The organism is Gracilibacillus phocaeensis (assembly GCF_900626275.1).
GTDB classification, from domain to species: Bacteria; Bacillota; Bacilli; order Bacillales; family Amphibacillaceae; genus Gracilibacillus; species Gracilibacillus timonensis.
In genome coordinates this window covers 112741-136408 of sequence record NZ_LR131144.1, presented here as the reverse complement: position 1 = coordinate 136408, position 23668 = coordinate 112741, and the positions used below count along the sequence as shown (strand labels likewise).

At 40.9% G+C, this 23668-nt stretch carries 19 protein-coding genes; 9 read left to right on the top strand and 10 right to left on the bottom strand.

From position 1 onward, the window contains the following. Positions 1 to 37: 37 nt before the first annotated feature. Genes E0E32_RS08460 through E0E32_RS08450 form a run of 3 tightly spaced genes read right to left on the bottom strand, consistent with a single transcriptional unit; the run spans position 38 to position 2344 of the window. Positions 38 to 799, bottom strand: a complete 762-nt coding sequence (locus E0E32_RS08460) for a TPM domain-containing protein (protein WP_066191578.1) — start codon at positions 797 to 799, stop codon at positions 38 to 40. Further along, positions 796 to 1824: a TFIIB-type zinc ribbon-containing protein gene (locus E0E32_RS08455; RefSeq protein ID WP_066191577.1), complete on the bottom strand. Its 1029-nt coding sequence runs from the start codon at positions 1822 to 1824 to the stop codon at positions 796 to 798. Before E0E32_RS08455 ends, E0E32_RS08460 begins: the two co-directional genes overlap by 4 nt. A gap of 7 nt (positions 1825 to 1831) precedes the next feature. After that, positions 1832 to 2344, bottom strand: coding sequence for a hypothetical protein (locus E0E32_RS08450; RefSeq protein WP_130859576.1), 513 nt, complete (start codon positions 2342 to 2344; stop codon positions 1832 to 1834). Positions 2345 to 3082: 738 nt separating this feature from the next. Between E0E32_RS08450 and E0E32_RS08445 the strand changes: the two genes are divergently transcribed. From E0E32_RS08445 to cydS, 3 genes are read left to right on the top strand one after another with little or no spacing between them, the layout of a single operon-like run. Further along, positions 3083 to 4423 (top strand): cytochrome ubiquinol oxidase subunit I, encoded by a 1341-nt coding sequence (locus E0E32_RS08445; protein ID WP_066191569.1) that lies wholly within the window; start codon positions 3083 to 3085, stop codon positions 4421 to 4423. Beyond that, complete coding sequence (locus E0E32_RS08440) at positions 4420 to 5433, top strand: cytochrome d ubiquinol oxidase subunit II (protein WP_066191567.1); 1014 nt, start codon at positions 4420 to 4422, stop codon at positions 5431 to 5433. The genes E0E32_RS08445 and E0E32_RS08440 overlap by 4 nt, the downstream gene beginning before the upstream one ends. Before the next feature lie 5 nt (positions 5434 to 5438). Further along, on the top strand, positions 5439 to 5528 hold the full coding sequence (gene cydS, locus E0E32_RS22875) for a cytochrome bd oxidase small subunit CydS family protein (RefSeq protein ID WP_407920065.1): 90 nt from the start codon (positions 5439 to 5441) through the stop codon (positions 5526 to 5528). Between the two features lie 44 nt (positions 5529 to 5572). On the opposite strand, the gene cydC is transcribed toward cydS, so the two are convergent. Continuing rightward, positions 5573 to 7297: a thiol reductant ABC exporter subunit CydC gene (gene cydC / locus E0E32_RS08435; protein ID WP_130859575.1), complete on the bottom strand. Its 1725-nt coding sequence runs from the start codon at positions 7295 to 7297 to the stop codon at positions 5573 to 5575. Beyond that, complete coding sequence (gene cydD / locus E0E32_RS08430) at positions 7297 to 9018, bottom strand: thiol reductant ABC exporter subunit CydD (RefSeq protein ID WP_130859574.1); 1722 nt, start codon at positions 9016 to 9018, stop codon at positions 7297 to 7299. Before cydD ends, cydC begins: the two co-directional genes overlap by 1 nt. Before the next feature lie 757 nt (positions 9019 to 9775). Here cydD and E0E32_RS22870 point away from each other — a divergent pair. From E0E32_RS22870 to E0E32_RS08415, 3 genes are all read left to right on the top strand, one after another. Beyond that, on the top strand, positions 9776 to 12280 hold the full coding sequence (locus E0E32_RS22870; RefSeq protein WP_130859573.1) for an adhesive domain-containing protein: 2505 nt from the start codon (positions 9776 to 9778) through the stop codon (positions 12278 to 12280). Positions 12281 to 12378: 98 nt separating this feature from the next. After that, positions 12379 to 14049, top strand: coding sequence for a glycoside hydrolase family protein (locus E0E32_RS08420; protein WP_066191556.1), 1671 nt, complete (start codon positions 12379 to 12381; stop codon positions 14047 to 14049). 27 nt (positions 14050 to 14076) lie between these two features. Next, positions 14077 to 15561: a glycosyltransferase gene (locus E0E32_RS08415; protein WP_066191549.1), complete on the top strand. Its 1485-nt coding sequence runs from the start codon at positions 14077 to 14079 to the stop codon at positions 15559 to 15561. 46 nt (positions 15562 to 15607) lie between these two features. Here E0E32_RS08415 and E0E32_RS08410 read toward each other — a convergent pair whose 3' ends face one another. After that, positions 15608 to 16306 (bottom strand): GntR family transcriptional regulator, encoded by a 699-nt coding sequence (locus tag E0E32_RS08410; protein WP_066191544.1) that lies wholly within the window; start codon positions 16304 to 16306, stop codon positions 15608 to 15610. A 76-nt stretch (positions 16307 to 16382) separates the two neighbouring features. Here E0E32_RS08410 and E0E32_RS08405 point away from each other — a divergent pair, with 76 nt between their 5' ends. Genes E0E32_RS08405 through E0E32_RS08395 form a run of 3 tightly spaced genes read left to right on the top strand, consistent with a single transcriptional unit; the run spans position 16383 to position 19197 of the window. Further along, positions 16383 to 17429 carry a FecCD family ABC transporter permease gene (locus tag E0E32_RS08405; RefSeq protein ID WP_066191542.1) on the top strand — a complete coding sequence of 349 codons (1047 nt, stop codon included), beginning with the start codon at positions 16383 to 16385 and terminating at the stop codon, positions 17427 to 17429. Positions 17430 to 17468: 39 nt separating this feature from the next. Continuing rightward, positions 17469 to 18245: an ABC transporter ATP-binding protein gene (locus E0E32_RS08400; RefSeq protein ID WP_130859571.1), complete on the top strand. Its 777-nt coding sequence runs from the start codon at positions 17469 to 17471 to the stop codon at positions 18243 to 18245. A 1-nt stretch (position 18246) separates the two neighbouring features. Further along, the gene (locus E0E32_RS08395; RefSeq protein ID WP_235817517.1) at positions 18247 to 19197 is read left to right on the top strand and encodes an ABC transporter substrate-binding protein; all 951 of its coding nucleotides are present in this window, start codon (positions 18247 to 18249) and stop codon (positions 19195 to 19197) included. Between the two features lie 429 nt (positions 19198 to 19626). Here E0E32_RS08395 and E0E32_RS08390 read toward each other — a convergent pair whose 3' ends face one another. From E0E32_RS08390 to E0E32_RS08375, 4 genes are all read right to left on the bottom strand, one after another. Further along, positions 19627 to 20472, bottom strand: coding sequence for a carbohydrate ABC transporter permease (locus E0E32_RS08390; protein WP_130859570.1), 846 nt, complete (start codon positions 20470 to 20472; stop codon positions 19627 to 19629). A gap of 2 nt (positions 20473 to 20474) precedes the next feature. Beyond that, positions 20475 to 21422, bottom strand: coding sequence for a carbohydrate ABC transporter permease (locus tag E0E32_RS08385; RefSeq protein WP_066191533.1), 948 nt, complete (start codon positions 21420 to 21422; stop codon positions 20475 to 20477). Between the two features lie 159 nt (positions 21423 to 21581). Further along, positions 21582 to 22892 (bottom strand): ABC transporter substrate-binding protein, encoded by a 1311-nt coding sequence (locus E0E32_RS08380; RefSeq protein ID WP_066191530.1) that lies wholly within the window; start codon positions 22890 to 22892, stop codon positions 21582 to 21584. Positions 22893 to 22910: 18 nt separating this feature from the next. After that, complete coding sequence (locus E0E32_RS08375) at positions 22911 to 23564, bottom strand: YesL family protein (protein ID WP_066191527.1); 654 nt, start codon at positions 23562 to 23564, stop codon at positions 22911 to 22913. Between the last annotated feature and the right edge of the window lie 104 nt (positions 23565 to 23668).

Here is a 23668-nt window from a genome sequence, read left to right as displayed (position 1 = left end):
CTGCTTTCATCCTTTCCTGTTAAAATATAAACATGTGCTAGAAACCGCCACGACTGCCTGAATGGGAATGACCGCCGCTGGTTACACCGCCGCCACCGCCACCTCGGCCGCCACCTGAGTTCTTTTGGATTTTTGTTTTGGACACGGTCTTGCGCACATAAGTATCTTTTTTCCTTTTTACTTTGGAGTTATTGGCATCGACATAGGTTTGATGATCCACCGTTACCCGGCCGCCCATATTAAATATCATAAATCCAACAATGGCACCGCCGATCACAACCGCTACAACCAATTGAAACCATGTTTTCAACAAAATACTTTCCGGATTAATGATCGGATTAACACCTAAGTACTGATCGGCCTTTTCCAAATATAATTCACCGGCAGCAAAGAAGTTCTCATTAGATAAATACGGAGTAATCTGTTCTCTAATTTGATCGAGGCGACTATCCTCTAAATATTGCTCTCCCTTACCAAATCCTGCTAAATATACTTCTCGATTTTCCGACATATCAATCGTCAAAATGGCGGCGTCACCGAATTCAGTATCATGCTCATCATAAAAATCTTCGGTATACTGAACGACATCACGACCGCCAAGATCTGTTGCCGTAGCAATAAGCAAATTCACATCATGATTAGCACTGTATTCTTCTGCTAGTTGTGTTAGCTCTTCCCTTTCTCCATCGTTCAAAAGATTCCCATCATCGTAAATATATTGCTCTACCGCAAAACTTGCTGGTAACCAGAGCAACGAAACCAATACGATGAAACATAAGGCAGCAAGATATTTTCTCATAGCCAGCCACCACCTAACATCAGCGCGATCGACTTAAAGATAACAAAGGAGCCACCCGCAATACTGGAAAACCAAATCGCTGCTTTTTTATAGCTTAGCGGCGGTTTTCCGACAATCTTGCCAGTTTGACCATTCATCGCAAAGGTGTGCTCCTGTTTATCAAAGTCATAATACACCATCCAAACTGGTAACAAAACATAATAGCTGTTACGCTGTTTGGTATCGATATGTTTATGGTCGTAAGAAACCGATGAATAACCATTGATCGTCGAAGCCACATAGGAATCGATAAACTTGCCGATCTTATCCTTGACCCTGCCAAATAACTCTTTATCGGTATAATTATACTTTTCTGCCAAATAGCCTGCTAGATAAGGAGTTTTAAAGTCTTTTAACTCGCCATAATGATAAGGTTCTAGTTTATCCATCAGCTGATCATCCATTTTCTCCGAGGCATCGACAGGCACCTTTAAATAGCTGACATCAATATCACGATAGACACTGTAATAATGCGTTTCACGATAACGGTAATCACCGCGCCGATATGTCTTCACTCTAGTACCGGTAGCTTTCACTTCCACGTCATTATCTAAGTCATACATCCAAAAAGGAACATACATTCCAGTAATTCCTTTGACGCGATCGGCCGTCATAAACCCTTTTGGTGTCAAACGTCCATTTTTACACCATTTTTTAAAAGCGGCCATCGCTTCTTCCTTACTAATGGTAAAAGGAATAACCTGAGCTGGTGCCAAACTCCCTGATAATCGATCGGCCAGCACCACCCCTGCACCACAAAAGCTACAAGAGGTTGCCGTTGTATCCGCATCCGTTATCACCACTGCACCGCAATTATCACAATGGTATTCTTTGGCTTCACTTTCTTCAAAAGAGTGTGAAATATTGACGTCATCATATGTATCAATATGCTCCTCATGTCCGCAGCTGTCACATGATAAATGACCCGAGCCACTGTCAAATTTCATATCAGCCCCACAGCTAGGGCACTTATAGTGTACTAACATACGTTCCTCACCTCGAATTCCTTAGTTCTAGTAATGCCTCTGCTTCTGCTAATTGTCGTCTTACTTTATCTTCGTACTGCTGTAATTGCTGAATGGTTTCTGCTTCTTGCTGTTTGGAGGCTGCTTCCGCTTCCATTGCCTGAATGTAAGCCAACGTTTCCGCAAAGTCTTGATCGATTTGCTGAAAACGGTGCTGATAAGGAGCCAGTGATTGCTCCAGCTGCCATTTCCTCTGTTCTAATTGTTTGATTTCTTGCTCTGCTTGCTGCTGTTGTAAGGCAAATTGCTGTTTTTGCTCGGGCTGATCTGCTTTCTCCTGATAGCGGGCCAACTTATTTACTTTCGCCTGCTGACTAATGATTTCCTGATCTGCTTGCTGAATCTTCATTTGGTAGGTATCGATTTTGGTCTGCAGTTCTCGCATCGTTTTTTCGGTATCATCTTTCATTCTTTGCCATTTTTTATTATCTTTTATCATATAACTTTTTGCTACGGTCTTCAACCGATGAAAGAAACTCATCTTGACACACTCCTTTCGGTATATCTTATATACGCTCTCTTGTCAAAAAAGTTTCACATGATACAGCGCTGCTTTTTCTAAGCATACCATACATCCTATCATGGGTAGAAGTATTCTTTGGTTGTTCTTCAAAATGATATCCATATTTTTCGTTTGCTGTCACTATTATCAGGCTGTGTTGCTTATTATTTCCTGGTCATTTTCATTAAACCTTCACTATTATCCCCTCCACAAGTCAAACAAATCTGCTATAATAGGGAAAGAATGACCCTATTTTGAACGAAAAGCGCAGGAGCGCCCTCTTAAAAACGTAGAGACCTGCGCGTTGCAACTGAGATAAAGGAAACACGGCGACGTGAGGAGTCGATGTTGACTTTCACCCGCAGGACATAAGTGCGACTTTAGCTCTGTCTGCGCCTGTTGGCTTGCCAGTCGCTAAGTCTTCTTTATCGTAGGGCGTGTCGTGAAATCTCTAAAGTTTGGCGCTTGGAGCTGGACACGGCTGTTCCTGAATAAGAATTTATTCATGCAAAATGATATACTTTCTTATCTAATAAAGAAAACTTGGCATTCGCCAATCCTTTTGTGAATACCTTAGTTGCACTTATACTTTATTCCTTACATTCTTTTTACTTTCTTAAAGTGCAAAAAAATCACCAAATGGAATTAAGATATGACCTTTTCGGGTAACATAATTATAGGGAAAAAGCCATTTCGTTCAGCAAAGGAGGACTACTTATGTTATTTGAAGACCCGGCCTATGCCAGTCAACTGCTCACACTATTAACCTTATCCTTTCATATTATTTACGCCACCATTGGGGTTGGGTTGCCGTTAATGATTATGATTGCCCAATGGATTGGAATTCGTAATAATGACCCCCATTACTTATTACTAGCTCGACGCTGGGCAAAAGGCTTTGTTGTCACCGTAGCTGTTGGGGTTGTCACTGGTACGGCGATTGGCTTACAGCTTTCTTTATTATGGCCAAGCTTTATGGAACTGGCCGGAAATATTATCGCTCTACCATTGTTTATGGAGGTATTTGCCTTTTTCTTCGAAGCCATATTCTTGGGTATTTATTTATACACATGGGATCGCTTTGATAACCAGAAGAAGCATTTACTATTATTAATTCCTGTCGCTGTCGGCGGTGGGATGTCGGCCTACTTTATTACGGTGGTGAATTCGTTTATGAACAGCCCGGCTGGATTCGATATCGTAAACGGCGAATTGGTCAATGCCAATCCGATTGCCGCCATGTTTACGGTCTCCATGCCAACCAAGGTGGCGCACGTGTTATCAACTGGTTATATGACAGTCGCTTTTATGTTGGCTGCAATTGCTGCATTTCGTTTGATCAAAGGCTCTCACAAGCAATATCATAAAAAAGCCTTACACATGACCATAAAAATCGGTTTTGTCTTTGCCTTGTCTTCCGCCCTAATCGGGGACCTTTCTGGTAAGTATTTGGCTGAGCACCAGCCAGAGAAGCTCGCGGCAGCAGAATGGCATTTTGAAACGTCAACCGAAGCTCCGCTTGTCATGTGGGGTACGTTAGATGAAAATAATGAACCACAGTACGCCTTGGAAATCCCATTCGCCTTGAGTATACTGGCACACGGCGTACCTAATGCTGAGGTATTAGGGTTGGAGGAATTTCCAGCCGATGAACAGCCACCGCTTTTAATTCACTTTTTCTTTGATCTAATGGTGACGATCGGTGTCTTTATGCTCGTACTTTCTTTTGTTTATTGGGTTGGTACCTGGCGGAATTGGTCCTTTATTCGTAAAAATTGGTATCGCTGGCTGATTGTACTTGGTGGACCCCTGTCGTTTCTTGCGATTGAAGCCGGCTGGTGGATGGCAGAGGTAGGACGGCAGCCATGGATATTACGTGGTCTCATGCGCGTGGAAGAAGCGGCTACCACCAGTGATTATGTCGGCTGGATGTTTATCCTATTCGTCGCTTTATATTTTATTCTCGGTGTCGGTACCGTGGTCGTATTACGCCATATGTTCCGCAACAATCCGGTTGAACAAGATTTACAAGACTACCATGGGGGTGATCAAACATGACACTTGAAATACTTGGTATCTCCGTTTTATGGTTATTTCTATTCGGCTATATTATTGTTGGTTCGATCGATTATGGTGCCGGATTCTTTAATGCCTACAGTATTGTAACTGGTAAACAACATGTCGTTTCGAAAATTATTCAACGTTACTTATCTCCTGTCTGGGAAGTGACCAATGTCTTTTTCGTTTTCTTCTTTGTCGGGATTATCGGTTTCTTTCCGGAGACGGCTTTCTATTATGGCACGATTCTGTTAATACCTGGAAGTCTAGCCTTAGTCCTGTTAGCGATTCGCGGTTCCTATTACGCCTTTGAATCCTATGGAAAAAAGGGGCATAAAGGCTACGCAATCATGTACGGCTTATCTGGTTTACTGATTCCGGCATCCTTGTCGATTGTGCTTACCATCTCAGAAGGTGGCTTTGTATCAATTACCAATGGAGAGCCAAGCCTTAGTTACCGTGATTTATTCTTCAGTCCGCTGACATGGTCGATTGTGGTGTTAAGCTTGATTGCTGTCTTATATATATCCGCGGTATTCCTGACCTGGTATGCCGATCAAACGGGAGATCAAGGAGCCACTGCTCTGATGCGTAAATACGCCTTGGGCTGGGCGGTTCCACTAATTATCGCCGCCGGAGGGATTATTTTTGAATTACGCGCCCATAATTACGAGCATTATCAAAGTATTCTTGATTTATGGTGGATGTTTGCTATCTCCTTTATTTTATGGGGATTAACGATTTGGCTGATTTGGCAGCGCCGCAACTATGGCACCGCCTTTTGGCTATTAGTTGGGCAATTCGCTTTTGCCTTTTTTGGATATGGGATTTCACATTATCCGTATTTACTCTATCCACATTTCAGCATTTATGAAGGGTTCACCAATCAAGCAATGGCAATTTCCTTAGTGGTTGTCTTTATCCTGGGGATGGCCTTATTGATTCCTTCTTTATATTTATTACTGCGACTTTTCTTATTTGACGAAAATTATAAAAAAGGAAAGAAGTGATGGCGATGTTTAATGATTTTCTAATTTTTATTGCTCCCTTTATTGTGTTATTCGCCGCCATTGGATTAGCATTTGTGGTGGTTAGGAAGGGATAATGGAAACAGCACTCCTTTTTCGAGGAGTGCTGTTTTTTTAATCATTAGCTGAATCGCAATTGCTCTTCCTCTAACCGCTTCATCTTCCTAAAATAACCATCTGTTTGCTTCATCAGTTCTTGATAGGTCCCTTGTTCCACTACCTCACCGTGATCCATCACAACAATTTGATCCATTTGCTCCAATCCAGTTAGTCGATGGCGGATCATAACGATGGTAGCGTCTGCTGCGTGTTGATACACCTGCTGCATAACTTGCTGCTCGGTGATGGCGTCCAATGAAGAAGTTGGCTCATCCAACAGCCATGTGTCAGCAGGATGGAGAAATAACCGCGCTAATGCCAGTCGTTGTTTTTCACCACCAGATAAGTTGGCACCACTTTCTTGGACCAAGTCATCAAGGGCAAGGTGTGATAACGTGGCTTTGTTCAACGCTACTCGTAAATTATCCTCCGTTGCACTAGGATTGGCCAAGGCAAGATTGTCCCCTACACTCCCGTAAAAAAAGTGATTCTGCTGTAGAGAGACATTCATGATACGCCACAGTGATTCCTTTTCCCACGTTTCGATCGGGGTCTGCTGTACCGATAAACAACCGCTTGTCACCGGCAAGAATCCAAGCATTGCCTGCATTAACGTGGACTTACCCGAGCCGCTCGCCCCTACAATCGCCACCTTTGACCCGGCCGGAATATCCAGGGATATCTCTTTCACAAAGGATGTCGGCTGATCAAGGTATTGCAGCGAGACCTGATCAAATTGAAACGCTAAAGCCTCTTGCTGTGCCATCTGTTTTGCAGGTGTTGATGATGCTGCTTCTTCCCCGCTCCATACTTCTATCAAGCGTTGGGAGGCCTGTCTGCTTTGATCCAAATATGCGGGGAATGTCGCCATCATCGGTGCATCCTCAAAGGCCGTCAGTGCAATCATAAACAGCATCGCCAACAACACGCCCGACAAGGACCCTTCTGTCACATAAAAACTCGCTTGTACTAAAACGATCACGGCAAGAAAGAAGGCAAGAAAGATCATCACCGTTTCTTGGAAGGCGTGCCGACGATTTTCGCTTAATTTCTCTGCTTCATATTCTTTCATGGCTGCCAGTAATTGTTGTTCCTTTTCGTCTGCTTGCTGATAAATCGTTAATTCTTGAAAGCCATATAAATATTCGGTGAATTCCGCAGACAAAGCACCTCTGCTCTCCCGAACCTTGCTTGCCCTCTTTTTTTCTTGCAGATAGAAGCAGGCAGGGATGAACAGAACAAGCACGACCATCCCTATGACCATTGTGATCGCTATTTTTATGGAAAAAATGGTCGTAAATAAGATCGTAGTTAGCATTACCGTCACTAATACAATCGGAGGATAGAACACACGTAAAAAGAAATACTGCAGTGACTCCACGTCCCCCACAATTCTCGCTAATATATCCCCACTTCGATAGCGTTGCAGCAATCGATCCGCAATAGGTTCGATGCGATCATACACATAGACACGAATATTCTTTAACATCGTAAAGGTGCCACGATGAGAAACGTACCGCTCGCCATAACGGCTAACCGCAGAAGTGATTCCCAACAGTTTTACCAAGGCAACAATCACAATCAATGTATAAATCGGAGGAGCCAGCGCCGCCTGTGAGATTAAATAACCACTTGCCGAGAATAATCCCACCGCTGTCATTCCCGCGATAAAACCGAACAGAATCGACAATAGCACATCTTTTTTCTCTTTTAACAGCATGCGTAGTACGATAGCTACATCCTTCATCACGGCTTACCTCCTTGCTGTGCTTGGAGCATCTCTTGATAAATCTTACTGGTTTCTAGTAGTTCAGCATGTGTCCCTTGTGCTGTCAAGTAACCTTCCTCTAATAATAAAATCTGATCCGCGCTTCGTATCGTATGGAGGCGGTGGGCCACAGTAATGACGGTTGCCTGATTTCGTAATAACGCCATGGAAGACTGCAACAGTTGTTCTGTTTGAATATCCAAACCTGTTGTTGGCTCATCAAATAGGATAATATGGGGTTTTTTCAAGAAAGCGCGTGCTAATGTTATCCGCTGTTTTTCCCCGCCAGACAGTCCCCTGCCCCCTTCTCCTATCCATGTATCCAAGCCATCAGGTAACTGGGTGATCCAACGCCAAATCCCCGCTTGTTCAGCGATATGCTGAATAGTTTGATCGTCATATGTTTCTTTCGCACCTAATAAAATGTTGTCACGTACCGTTGCGGAAAGTAGATATGGATGTTGGGAGACATAGCTGATTTGTTCAAACCAAGTCGCTTTATCCACTGCTGACTGTTCGAGGTCATTTATAAAATAGGTGCCTGTGCTAGCAGGAATCAAACCTGCTAATAGATGCAATAACGTGGATTTTCCAGCACCCGTTTTCCCAATAATAGCGATGTGACTATTTGACGGAATGGTAAAACGGATCGGCGCCAGCTGGAAGGCCCCCTCTCCATATTGAAACGTAACCTGTTCCATTCTTAATGTCGGAATCTCATCTTGTTGCAGTTGTTGATTTCCCCATTCTACCGGTTCTGCTGTCTGTTCCAATACCTCTTCCAAACGACGGGCAGCTCCCATACTGGTTCGTCCCGTATGAAAAGCCGAACCTAGCTGTTTTAATTGATTAAATAACTCGGGAGCCAACAATAAAATCAAAAAGCCAACCGAGAAGGTTAAATTTTCAAAAATAATCATTCGAATGGCAATTTCTAAGGCAATCAGACCAATGCTAAGCATAGAAATAAACTCTAAGGCCAGCGAATTGGAAAAAGCCACCTTCAGAACGTCCATCGTCGCCGCCCGAAACTGTTGACTGCTTTCCGCTATTTTTTCCCGTTGTGCCTTGGACCTGCCCAATAGCTTTAATGATGGCAAGCCTTGCAGCGTATCCAGAAACGTGCCGGAAAAAGAGGCTAAAGCAGCCAATTGTTCCTGTGATTTATCTTTTGTTTTGAAACCAATAATCATCATAAAAATGGGAATAAACGGTGCCGACACCAGAATGATCAGTGCACTAGACCAATTTTGAATAAGAATAACCAACAAAATAGTTACCGTGATAACGACGGATTGAATCATTTGCGGCATATATTGGCTAAAGTAATTATCCACTTCGTCTACTGTATCCATAAAAAGGCTTGTTTTGTCACCGGATTGTCCCTTATTCGCTTCCAAAATAGGCTGTTTGATAAAATGACTGAGCAACTGTTGTCGAATATCTATTTTTGCTGCTCGCGCCATACGCATACCTAGATATTTCACGCCATACTGCAGCGTCATTCGCAGTAATAAGGCGATACACAGTAACAGGATGGTGGTTAGAATATTGGAGAAAGCCACTGATTCTAAAAATATCCGCTCGATAATCGAGACGATCAAGAAAGCTTGGACAACAATCGCCGCAGCCAGTAAAATCGCAAGCCCTAGCATGACATACAACTTTGAGCGAAGGGTTGTCATAAATGCCTTCAACATGCAGAAAATCCTCCTTTAATAGCAAGTTTTCACCATTACCTCTTATTATACACGCCTTTCGGTGCTCTATCGCTTATAAGGCGTTACATTTTTTTGACGATTTTTGTTGATCATGTACTAGCATTTATCCCTGATCAAAGATATTAAATGGAATTTACACAATCAATATTCCCTAAAAAAGATAAAATAACGACAAAATAACAGCCATATGACAAAAATTTTACATAGTCAATTATGCTCAATCGTTCGATGGTATTCGACATTATTTTTTCCATTTTTCATAAAATTATAAAATGGATTATTTTTTGTATTTCATCCCTTTATTTCCATGATCATGGCATTTGTCATTATTTTCTGAAAATTATGGTAATTAATTATTCCTAGTTACTTCATGATTATTTTTTACTAATTTGTCCATATATAGCTTTTACTTTCGATATTGGGGGTTATTGACATAACAAGATTATTGACCTAGCATATTACCTAATATTCTCTAGAACACTTTTGGATTATTACAAAAAGGTTAATAATTAATTTATTTTTAACCTTTTTTGTTAAATAAAATTAATATAATTTTATTTATTGTCTATATTATATCCACTTTTTAGCTATTATTTAGGCTATAGTGCTCTAGAAATTTTATGATAGTTGGGAGAAAGACTCACATGAATATGTATATAACAAGGGGGACCGTACAACACTGTTGAACATGTGAGAATAAATATATAGATAAGAGATAGATTGAGGAGGTATTCATTTGAGAAATTTTGATTACAAAAAGAAAATGGATCAAAAGCAAAGAGTAAAAACGTCAAGCATGAAAAAGATGGCAGCCGCAGCTTCAGCAACGCTCTTATTATTATCTACTTCACCTGCGCCAGCTGACGGTTTTCTAGGAAAATACTTAACCAATTCTAGTATAGAGGTACAAGCTGCTAGTTTAGCAGAAGTGCAGTTATTAACGAATGTCGATGTTACGGCTGATTTGACAGAACCTGTTGCTGACGATCCATATAGTCTAGATCTCGGTTTAACTGGTACCGGCTTAGCCGATGCAGAACTAATTGGTCCAGAACGAGTCGTCGTATTTAACCTTGAGGATTTAGCAGGCCAACTGTCATCAACTGGTCCAGCAGATGTATCTGTAGATATCACGGCGGTCACCATGGATGACTTACCTGGCTTAGGACCTGCTATTGATGGGTTAACAGGTGATTTAAATAGTGTTGTTGGTGAAGTGTTAGGTGTTGTCGATGACTTGCAAAGCAGTATCATACCTGAAGATCTACTCACGATAAATGGTATTTCTGAATTAGAAGGTGCTCTTGATGCCTTAACAAATATAGATGACGCCTTAGCCGACTTAGCTCAATATAATGACCAAGTGGAGGTAACAGTAAATCCAGATGGTACGGTTGTGGTTAATTTCTCTGATGGTATTGGCCAACATTTAGAAACTGCTGTAAATGATGTTATTGTCAGCACTTTGCAAAATGTTGTAGACGCCATCAATGGGGTGGAAATCGAAATCTTACCTGGTGCAGAAGATATTCCTGGTGTCGGTTTAATTATTGGTGGATTAAATGACTCGATTAACGGCGTATTAAGTAGTCTAACCGATGTAGCAGGCGAAGCTACTGGCATTATCGATGACATTTCTAATGGCACCATTGATTTATCTAGTGATCTAGCAAGTGTCCAATTGCTTGGTCAGACAACCGTTGACTTAAATCTAGCCGTTAATAATCCAGCTGGGGTATCTGGAGAGGTTCCCGTATATGGTGCTGGTGTAAATAGCACAGTGATTGATGCAGAATTACTTTCTAGTCTAAATTCTCAAGATACGATTGTATTTGATGAAGATGATGATTCTGATAGTGACTCTGATTCTGATAGTGATTCTGACTCCGACAGTGACTCTGATTCCGATAGCGACTCTGACTCCGATAGCGATTCTGATTCCGACAGTGATTCTGACTCGGATAGCGATTCTGATTCCGACAGTGATTCTGACTCGGATAGCGATTCTGATTCCGATAGTGACTCTGACTCGGATAGTGACTCTGATTCCGACAGTGATTCTGACTCGGATAGCGATTCTGATTCCGATAGTGACTCTGATTCCGATAGCGATTCTGATTCCGATAGCGATTCTGATTCCGATAGTGACTCTGACTCGGATAGTGACTCTGATTCCGATAGCGATTCTGATTCCGACAGTGATTCTGACTCGGATAGTGACTCTGATTCCGACAGTGATTCTGACTCGGATAGCGATTCTGATTCCGATAGCGACTCTGACTCGGACAGTGATTCTGATTCCGATAGTGATTCTGACTCCGACAGTGACTCGGATTCCGATAGTGATTCTGACTCCGACAGTGACTCGGATTCCGATAGCGATTCTGATTCCGACAGTGATTCTGACTCGGATAACGAAACAGACACTACAGCACCAGAGCTCGATAATGTCAATATTTCAGGATCCAGCGCAGATGGTTATGGAATCTCCTTCACATCCAATGAAGTGTTAGAAGATATTCAGCTAACGGATAGTGAAACAGGAGAAGAAATTGATATCACCGACGTAATCGTTGACGAAGAATCTGGTGAGTATTTGTTACTAATCGCCGGAGATGCCGTGGAAGTGAATGACGAACTTATCATTGCAGCTACCGATGCAGCCGGAAACACAAACGACGAGGAGACAGTCACGGTTCCAGAAGATCCAGATAATGGTGATGGAGATGGTGGTGAAGATGATGATGGGGATGCTGACTTAGATGGAGCACCGATCTTAACCGATATTGAGATTGATGGAAATAGTGACGATGGTTATGATATTTCCTTCGAATCAGATGAACGATTGGCTGACATCGATATTATCGATAGTAACGGCAATGAGGTGACCATTGAAAACACACAATATGATTCTGAGACAGGTGAATACACCGTTCATCTTGCAGGTAGTTCCGTAAACATTGGCGATGTATTAAATATTGTCGCAACCGATGAAGCTGGCGAAGTAAGCGATGATGATTATGTCACGGTTCCAGAAGATCCAAATGGCGGTAACGCTGGTTCTGGTTCTGATTCTGATGATGGTTCAAACGCCGGTTCTGATAACGGATCTAACGGAGATTCAGGAAATAAATTGCCAGACACAGCTACGTCCTTATGGATGTATGGAGTAGGCGGTATTGGTGCATTACTTGCTGGTATTGCAGCTAGATTGTTTGGTCGTAAGAAAAAACATTCATAAGTACATGTATATTTCGTTGTAATCCTTTCGAGAAGCAAATGACAACACATTTGCTTCTCCTCTTTTCCAATAAAATCTGTCCTAGGGGGAAGGATCTCATGAATACCACAACCTTACAAAAGGCAAAGACATTCAAGGAACGAATGGAGCAGTTATATCATTATATTGCTGACAAAGAATCCCTAAACCAATCAAAAGAGACGATTTTGTTCCTCTCATTGGGCACATTAGAGCATCGTGCGATTGTATTTCACGTAAAGGCAAATTCCTTTCAAAAGTCATGGACCAAACTCGTTCACCTTGGAGAATCGTTTATCTCCAAACAATCACATGATTTTCCTTATATAAAAATAGATATAGTCAAAAACACCGAAGCGCTCTCCGTTTTTGAATTTATTAAGCGACTCACACAGACTAAGCGCTACTATTTTCGTTATGGGGTTAGTTTCGACCAAAATTTTAACCATGCTTTTCTTGAACAAGAACTAAACGGAAATGCTGTCTTAAAATATGACAAACAGAATAAACGTGCCTTTATTGACGAAAAAAATCTGCAATTATACATAAAAAAACATCGACCTAACCTGCCTGCTTTGGATTTTAATAAAGTATCTTCTGTGCAACTATTTCAAACAAAAGGATATTTCCTAGCAGATGAGAAGTGTTATGAATTACATATGGATGAACGAAACAATGGCCGAAGAAACACCGCATTAACTAAAGAAGAGATCGTATCCATGGTTCAAGCAAGCCAGCAATATTTGACACATTTAGTACATGAAGACGGTAGATTTACTTATGGATATTTTTCTTGCTTTGATCGGGAAATTGAGCATTATAACACTCTACGGCATTGCAGTACACTATACGCTATGTGCGAATCCTACGAATTCCTCCCAAATGAGGATTTAAAAGTAGCAATTACGAGCGGGATCCAATACTTGGTAGAAACTTATATTACTACTAATGATAATGAGCACGAGGCATTTCTTCTGGAACAGATTCCAGGTGGTTATGAAATAAAATTAGGAGGAAATGCAGCAGCCATACTTGCATTAACCAAATTCACTACCGTTTTTAAAAATGAACAATACTTAGATCTGGCTAACGCATTAGCAAATGGGATCAAACGGATGCAACAACCAGATGGTTCCTTTGTCCATATCTTGGACTTTCCTTCTTTGAAAATGAAACAAGCTTATCGAACCATATATTATGATGGTGAAGCTGCCTTTGCTTTAATGCGCTTGTATCATCTCTCAGAAAATGCGGAACACTTACAGATGGTTCAGCATGCTTTTGACTATTTTATTGCCAACGATTATTGGAAAAACCATGACCACTGGTTAAGCTATTGTACCAATGAGCTTACTATTTACTGCTCTGAAGAGAAATATTTTCAATTTGGATTGCAAAATGTAGCAGGTCGTTTAGATTATATTTATCAACGCATTACCACCTATCCAACCTTTCTGGAATTGACGGTAGCAGCACATCGCATGGTAGAACGGCTTAAGCAGACCAACTCCCGCCATTTATTAGACAACTTTGATGAAGACAAATTGGTAAAAACAATACAGAAAAGGGCGGAATATCAACGAAATGGTTTCTTTTATCCGGAATTAGCGATCTATCATAAACGACCAGCACGGATTATGGGGGCGTTTTTCATCCGACATCATACCTTTAGAACAAGAATTGACGATGTCGAACATAACCTCTCTGGTTACATCGCTTATTATGACGCCTTTTTATCATCCGTCGAGTAAACTAAACAAATGGAGGCTTTTGACACCTTGAAGAATGTTTATTTTTTACATACAGATATTGGGAGCAGCTTAACCGGAATAGAGAAATCAGCCATGATACGAGGTAATCTTTTTATCAAGTATTTGGGCATCACCCCCACCTTCATCACCGTACTTAAGAACAAAAAGGTGCGGCAAAATTGGGAACGCTATGTAGAAAACGGAGTAGTTGATTCAGAGATTCCTATGATCAACCTCTATGACTATCTGCAAAAAACAGAAGAAGGGCGGCAGTTACCAGCTTATCATCTAAAAAAAGAAAAAACATACGGATATCAAGAAGTCAACACGAAAGATGACTCTTATCACCTCCGTGTCTTCGATACAAATAATCAGCAAATCAAGTATTTGGTTTTCACTGATCAACAGCTCTTAAGCCATATTAATTATTTCCATGAAGGGAGAAAAATAGCTCGAGATCACTTTAACGCTTATGGTCAATTGTCCCACACGGAATATTTAACTGAAAATAACTTAGCTTATGTCACCGAGTATTTCGATGTGTATGGCAAGCGTGTTTTAACGAAACATGTAGATGGCCCTATTTTGGTTGCTGGTAATGATTCAGCCTATGAAGCTGTGCTAGAAGATGAGCAAGCATTGATGCTATATTTCTTAAAGAAAATAATCGAAGCAGAGTCGATTGTTATGATCGATCGAAACAAAAAATTCAGCAGCCTTTTTATAAAAAACAAACAAATCAACGCAAAGTTAGTTTCTATCATTCATTCCACTTATTTTTCTGATATAGAGTCCCGAGCTAAGATTAATTCCAACTATCAAAAGGTGTTAAACAGTCCTTACAGCTTTGAGAATATTGTCGTACTGACCAATCGCCAAAAAAAGGAGATGGAACAACAATTTGGGATAACAAACTTAGTCACCATTCCCCATCCTCGACCTGTTCCGTATATCTCAGAAGATGTTAATATTTCTTCTAATAAATTAATTAGTGTTGGCAGGCTTGCCTCGGAGAAGAACTTGAATCATATGCTTGAAGCGCTAGTTCTCGTTAAAAAAGAAATCCCGGATGTTACTTTAGAGCTTTATGGAAAAGGGAAAGAGGAAAAGAAACTAAGACAATTAGCCATCAAACTTGGTTTACAAAAGAATGTTCAGTTCAATGGCTATCAAGATAATCTCACTACTCTTTATACCACTGCCGAATTATTTTTGTTTACCGGGCAAGCAGAAGGATTCACTATGAGTGTATTGGAAAGCCTATCGTATGGTTGCCCTGTCGTCAGTTACAATGTGCGCTATGGCGTGGATGAGATGATTCAAAATGATCATAATGGGTTCCATGTTACATTTGATGATAAAAAACAGTTTGCAAACCAGATTATTTTCTATCTAAATAAAACCACTGCAGAAAAAAACACCTATCGCAAAGCTGCCCAACAGAGTACGATAACCTATGCAGAAGATAAGGTTGCCGATAGATGGAGACAACTACTGCAGGGATTGAGTTAGGCAGTTACTATTTATAGAGAGAACTCTTTCTAATCGGCAGAGTTCTCTATTCCACAAAATAATCCGGAAAAGATTGTTCCAACAGCGGGAATTGCTGATCTATCCTGCTCATATGCTGCTCCAATAATGCGGCAACCCTCTCTGGCTGTTGTTGTTGGAGGAAAGTAAACAACTGTTCATGTTCGGCAATAATTTGCTCCGTGCTATCTACTTCTTTCATCGCAAGATATCTAAATCGATCTAAATGTCCCCTCATTAAATAAACTACCTTTAACAACGTTTGATTCCCTGTTAATTGAAGAATTTGCTTGTGAAAGGCTTCATCTGCCAATAAAAATCGTTCGATGTCCCGCTGTTTGGAAGCCCATTTCTGTTCTGATAGAATCCGTTCTATTTCTTGCTCTGCCGTCTGACAATCACTTTCTGTCCTCCACTGCTTAGCCACTTGTTGAAAAGCACTACGTTCCAAGCTGAGACGCACAAAGGCATTCTCCTTCACCTTCCTTTTAGAGATAGGTGCGATATGCTTGGTTCGCTGAGGCAGCACGTGAATCAATTCCTCCGCAATCAAGGAATGGATCGCATCTCGAATCGGTGTACGGCTGATATTCAAGGAAGCTGCAATATCCTTTTCATAAATTGTCTGACCAGGCTCTAATTGAAAAGTAAGGATGGCATGACGGAGTATATCATAGGCTTGTTCTCCTAAATTTTTTGCTTGTGTTATGTTTGTTGATAAAGTCATTTCAAAAATCATCTCCTTATGCTATAATTATACATGTATACACGTATACAATCAATATGTAATGAGAAGGTGCTATATGTCAGAGACGTATTCTAAAGGGAGTCATTATAAAAAATATATGGTAGCGTTTGGTATATTGGCGCTTCTATCTATTATTCTGGCTGTGGGACTCGGCCCTGTATCCGTTTCCCCATTGACCGTGCTGCAAATTTTAACAAGTAAACTACCTTTTCTTCATGATGTAGTAGAAATGAGCTGGCAGGCAAGGGATGAAAATATCATTCTTAGTCTGCGTCTGCCAAGAGTATTACTAGGCATGATTGTTGGTGCTTCGCTAGCTGTAACTGGTGTCACGTTACAAGCATTAGTGCGGAATAAACTAGCCGATCCCTTCATATTAGGTGTTTCTTCAGGTGCTTCCGCTACTGCTACTTTGGGTATGCTATTTGGCGCTTTCTCGTTTTTAGGCAGCTATTACTTACCTATCAGTGCCTTTATTGGCTCATTTATCGTCATTATACTGGTATACAGCCTTGCTAGAGTGAATGGTCGAATTAATATCACACAATTATTACTATCTGGCGTAGCCATCAACCTAATAATGGAAGCCATTACGCGATTGATTACCCTGAGCGCCCCTAATGCATTGGGAATACATAATGCGACCTTCTGGATGGCCGGTAGTTTAGCCGGAGCTAAGTGGGCTTACCTCACCCTGCCGTTACTCGTCATGTTGATATGTATGACCATTTTACTCATTCAAAACCGCGCCTTGAATACATTGCTGCTCGGCGATGAAACGGCCGAGACCTTAGGCTTTAATGTACGGTTCATGCAAAAATTGCTGATCGTTATCGCCTCTTTGTTAACAGGTGTGACCATTGCCGTAAGTGGTGCCATTGGATTTGTTGGTTTGATGGTACCGCACATGACACGCCTCATCGTTGGATCCGATCATAAAAAAGTACTTCCAGTCAGCGCACTAATCGGAGGGATTCTGGTTGTCTGGACCGATGTGGCGGCGCGTATGGTGATTGCTCCCGAGGAATTACCGATTGGTGTCTTAACAGCCATTGTTGGAGGTCCTTTCTTTATCTGGCTGTTAAAGCGTAGAAAAAACTGATGTTTATGGCTACTTTTCAATGGAAAGGGGGGGGAATGTATGACATTAAAAGTAGACCAACTATCCTATCGGTCCATCCTTAAATCAGTGAACGTAGATGTCTATCATGGCGAATTCATTGGCATTATTGGACCAAACGGAAGTGGAAAAACTACTCTGTTAAAAAATATATACCGCAGCTTGAAACCTGATTCTGGTGTTTGCTATATAGATGGGGTCGATTACCGCACGATCAAAGTCAAAGAACTCGCCAAACGTTTAGGTGTCATTGGACAAGAAAACACACTTCCCTTTGATTTTACAGTAGAAGAAATCGTGGCAATGGGGCGTAGTCCACATAAGAAATTACTTGAGCCAGACACTTCAAACGACGCACAAATTATTAGAAATGCGCTTGACCGAGTAGAATTGCAGGATAAGCGACAACACCCTTTTTTACAACTTTCAGGTGGGGAGAAACAACGTGTCTTACTTGCCCGAGTGTTGGCACAGCAAACCGACTTTCTACTATTAGATGAACCAACCAATCATTTAGATATTTATCACCAGATGAAATTATTTGATCTGATCAAAGGATTAGGAACCACCGTATTCTCTGCCATTCATGATTTGAATATGGCAGCACTCTATTGTGACCGAATTTATGTGTTACATCATGGGATCATCTATCAATCCGGGAAACCAGAAGACATATTAACAGAAAATTTGCTGCAAGAGGTATTTCAGGTGCAAGTAGATATTACGCCGCATCCTATAACTAAAAAACCTCTGATTACCTTTTTACCAGCACATATAACGAATAAAGCGAGGGATTAATTTGAAACGATGGATAAAAAATAGCATGCTTATAACGACGATTTTGCTAGTCATTAGCGCCTGTTCACAACAGGCAGAATCACAAGAACCAGATCAAACCAACACCTTGACAGTGGATAATTATGGACGAGAAGTAACGATACCCGATGTACCTAAACGAGTATTAACATTCGGTCCAAACACCACCGAATTACTGATTGCGCTTGGTCAAGGAGATAAGATAATCGGTAATACCCTAAATAATCACAGCCGCGGTGCCCTGCCTGAGTACAAAGAACAATATGAGCAGATTCCCGAATTAACACATGGATCAGCCACACGTGAAGCCGTTCTATCTAGTGGCGCCGATTTTATTTACGGGATTGATTGGGAATTTGGCGAAGAAGGTATTGACTTAGCGGAATTAGATGATTATGAGATCACCGCTTACCTCAATAGTGCTGGCAGTTTAGAGGATATCTATCAAGAAATTACGGATATAGGCACCATTTTTGATGCAGAAGACGAAGCAGAGGCGTTTATTACCGATCAACAAGAACGAATGGCAGAGGTAGAAGAAAAAAGGAAAGACAGCGAACCTCTTGACGTACTTGTTTACGATAGTGGCGGTGAAGGTGTCTTTACGGCTGGTGGCGATAATTTTGAAACACGCCTGATCGAACTAGCCGGCGGTCGTAATATTTTTGATGATATTACCGATAAACAATGGAGTACAGTCAGTTATGAAGAGGTCCTCGCTCGTGAACCAGATGTTATTCTGATTCATGATTATGACGTGCCTTCAGCCGAGGAAAAGATAGCTGAGATTCAAAACAACGCCGCCTTAGCTGAATTAGAAAGTGTACAGCAAGAACGTTTTGTTACGATCTCGTTAGAAAGCGTTCTTCCCGGTGCAAGAATGGCGTATGCAGTGGAAGAATTAGCAAGAGGGTTTTATCCGGAGTTATTTTAATTTTTTAAAGGTTGGGCATGAATAACATAGGCTTGGCTCGTGGATCATGTCCAGCTGGATCATACTTCATCGTTTAGCAACATAAAACGTTCATCCCCTCTAGGTAAAAATCACATTAAAACCAGCAAAAGGTAAAATTAGCTTCTATCTGTGCTGTTTCCTGAATCTACGGAAAAATCCATCCTCTCTTCATTAGCCGTTACATTATTTCCTCATAGCGATAGTCATCCCCTTCTTACCTCATGTTTAGCCACACATAATTGGAATGATGGTTTACGGCCATTTCTTATTAAAAGGCATTTAAGAGTAAAAAAGCGTGAGGAAATCTCATTTTTTCGATCTCCACACGCTTTTGTTTCCACCTAAATTATCCGTATTCTGCACACTCTCTAAAGCACTGGATGATTTCGTTCCACACAGAATCATCACTTATCCTTTTACTCCTCCAGCCGTAATCCCTTCTACCAAATACTTTTGAAAAAACAAGAAAATCAGCAACTGTGGTACAATCGACGCGACGGACATCGCAAACATTGGCCCCCAAGCCGATACGGATGAAGGATCGGAGAACATTTGTAATCCCAGAGAAACGGTATATAACGCTGTATCATTCAAATAAATCAGCGGCGTCATAAAATCATCCCATGTCCAATAAAAAGAAAAAATGGCTACCGTGGCTAAAGCAGGCATGGTTAATGGTAAAACAACCCGCCAGAATATCCCGAATGTACTGCAACCATCCATATAAGCCGCTTCATCTAACTCACGTGGGATCCCCCTAATAAACTGTATCAATAAAAAGATAAAGAAAGGGGTTCCCCCAACAAAGGCGGGTACAATTAAAGGTAAAAAGGTGTTAACCCAGCCTAAATTATGAAACAGAATATACTGAGGAATAAGCGTTACCTGTTGTGGTAACATTAACGTAATAATCATACATACAAATAAAGCAGTCCGGAAACGAAAATTGACTCTGGCAAAACCAAATGCCACAAGAGAAGAAGAAATTAAGGTTCCTAATACAACCATCAGTGTGACAAAGGATGAATTCATAAAAAAGGTTGTAAAACTTAGACCACCAAAGCCCTGCCACCCTTGACTAAAATTCTCCCACTTAATCATAGATGGAATTAAAGAAGCAGAATTCCGAAAAATCTCATCTTCCGGTTTTAAGGCACTGGCAATGGTCCAAAGAATCGGGTAAATCATGAACAAACCGAGCACCCAAATCGCACCATGGTATATGATCGTCTTCCTACTCTTTCGATGCATCATCTTTATTTTCCTCCTTCCGATTCATAGTGGACCCAACTACCAGCTGAGCGAAAAATAAACCCGGTGAAAATAGCACAAATAATCAATAATATCCATGCCAAGGCAGAAGCATACCCCATATCAAAATGGGCAAACGCCTTCTCATATAAATAAACAGCATAGAATAGGGTTTTATCCATCGGACCACCCTCTGTGATCAAGAAACTTTGCGTAAAGGTCATGAATCCTTGAATCGTTTGCATCACCAAGTTGAAAAAGATAACAGACGATAACATGGGAAAGGTTATCTTGAAAAATTGCTGAATAGGATTGGCGCCATCTACCGCAGCAGCCTCATATAATTCCTTTGGTATGGCCTTCAAACCTGCTAGAAAAATTAACATTGGAGACCCGAATTGCCATACTACCAAAATAATCAACGTGGAAAGGGCAAAGTCCGGACTGGTTACCCAGCTTGTTCCTGTTATACCGAAAAAACCTAAAATATCATTAATCGCGCCATCACGTCCAAATAACTGTTTCCACACGATCGCAATCGCAACGCTTCCACCTAGAATAGATGGGACATAAAATAAGGTACGATAGATACCTACTCCTTTGCGATTCGTATTAAACAACATAGCCACAAATAAAGCAAAAGCCAGTTTAAGAGGCACACTAACAAATACAAAAATCAATGTCACCTTTAAAGCTTGTATAAATCGAACGTCACTCGTAAACATCTGTATGTAATTCCCTAATCCAATCCAAGTTGGTGATGTTAAGAGATCGTAGTTAGTAAAAGAAAAATACAGGGAGGCAATCATCGGTCCGATAATAAACCCAGCAAAACCAATTAACCAGGGCGCAATAAATGCAAATCCAACTAAATCAATTTTCCATTGTTTTCGCAGCTTCCCTTGACTTCGAGTAGATACTTGAGCTTGTTCTGCCACTTCGCACACCTCCATGAATAAAAAGAAAAGTCATTGGATAATAGAGTGGGCTCATCACCTAAATTACAGGTGGTAAATCGCTGTATAAGTGTCCGTCATCCCCACCAGTCTGGAAGTGGGGATCTGGCGGACAACTTCCCCCCTAGTAACCAAGATGACTTTCCGATTCTATTGTTATTTATTATTTTCTAAAATAGTGGTCGCCTTTGTTCTAAAATTGCTTGCTGCTTCTTCTGGCGTAATCTCGCCGTAATAGATCGGGTCGGCTACCTCATTTTCAAACAAGGTTTCGATTTCTGTTGACCCTTGTGGATCTGGTGGATCAATTTCACGGCTGTACTCCTCCGCTAACTCCACGTATTCAAACATTTTTGTTCCTGATTCATCTGCCTGTTCTTTCAAATGCTCTCTCACTTCTGTAGCGATCGGTACCCCGCGCTCTGCCTCTAAAATTTCATTCGCTTCGATACTATTGGTGAAGAAATCAAGAAATTTCGCCGCTTCTTCTTGTTGCTTGGAGCTTTTTGCGATAGATAAGAACTGACCTGGCTTAATATAATGCCCTAATTCCCCACCTTCCATGGAAGGCTGTAACATTAAATCAATCGAGCGACCAGCCGCTGCTTCCAAGGCAATAATTTGATTACTATGAATGTCCGAAAGAATAGCTGTCTCGCCATTGACAATTGGAGATTGCTCGAGGCTATCTCCAGCTACTTTAAATACATCCGGAGGAGCCGCTGCTCCAGATTCCAACATATCAACCGTGATTTGTAAAAAGTCTTCCAGTAATTGATCATCGTCATACCCTAAAGCCGTTCCATCTTCGTTATATAACCATTGGCCATGCTGTCTTAAATAATGCTTAAACCCCATAACGCCAGCACTTGGATGAACACCGTATACATTATCATCTGTATTCTCTGAAATGGTTTGTCCAACTTCTTTTAAATCATCCCACGTATAACCCGGTTCTAATGGATCTACACCGGCTTCCTCAAAAATGGCATGATCCACTGCAATGGCATGAGCATTCGCTCCAATATTCAGTGCATATAATTGATCGTCAATCTTACCCCCATCGATATATAAATCTTCTACATCACTAAGATCAAGTGTTCCATCCTCTACATATGGATTCATATCTGCCAGAAGATCTCTGCCTACATATTCGGATAAATATTTATAATCCATTTGAATAATATCTGGCATGTTTCCCCCTGCCGCTTGAGTAGCCACTTTCTCCCAATAACCATCCCATCCGGTAAATTCTGCTGAAATGTTCACACCTGGATTCTCTTCCATGTATAAATCGATAACTTCCAAGGTACGATCATGTCTTTCTTGAGAACCCCACCACATCATTCTTAGATTTACTTCATCTGAATCCCCACTACTTCCGCCAGTAGCATCATTATTTGACCCACATGCTGATAAAATAAGTACAACAAGCACGGACACGATGATCATCCACTTCTTTTTCATTGCAATGCACTCCCTTTGTTATGTTTGTTTAACGGTTTGCTGCTGAGCAACTCTATGTTTTAATTCCGAAACATGCTCCACTGCTGTTTTGCCAAAAATCATCACGATAAAACTGATCAAACTTATTCCAATCGTTATCAGTAATTGCGGGAACATAAGCAGGATATAAACCGTACCAGCCAATGAAATCGCCATCAAAATGGTTTTGATTGGATGGAGCATCCCGATAATAAAGGCCTGTTTTAGCTTACCAAATAACGTTAATGAGTAACTAGTAGATACCGGAATAATATATAACAGCATAATCATATACCACACAGATAGGATATAAAATAGAATGCCGGCATAATAACTCCACGCATGATCCATCATTATGAAAAACTGCAAATCAAAATAAATAATCCCCCCGATTATCGTCAACACGAATCCGAGTTTGTTGGCACTCCAAAAATTCGATCGATACGCTTGCCAAAATGTTTTCCAGATGGACGGGATGTGTTTTTCTTCGATTAATTTTTCCTGTACTCGGTAGACAGCAATCGTAGCTGGAGAAAAACCAAACACAACTAATCCGGCTAGCGTAAATAATCCCCATAGCATATTCAAATAAATAAAACGAAGAAAATATATGCAAAATATTCTCATTATTTCGGTTAACTTCTCGAAAAACATTGGATACCTCCTTGTTATTTTTTGTTTATTCTTTTAAAATAAGAACATGCTGAAACCGTACTTCAAGTATAGCGATTGAACAAAACAAAAAAAGGGCTTCCATT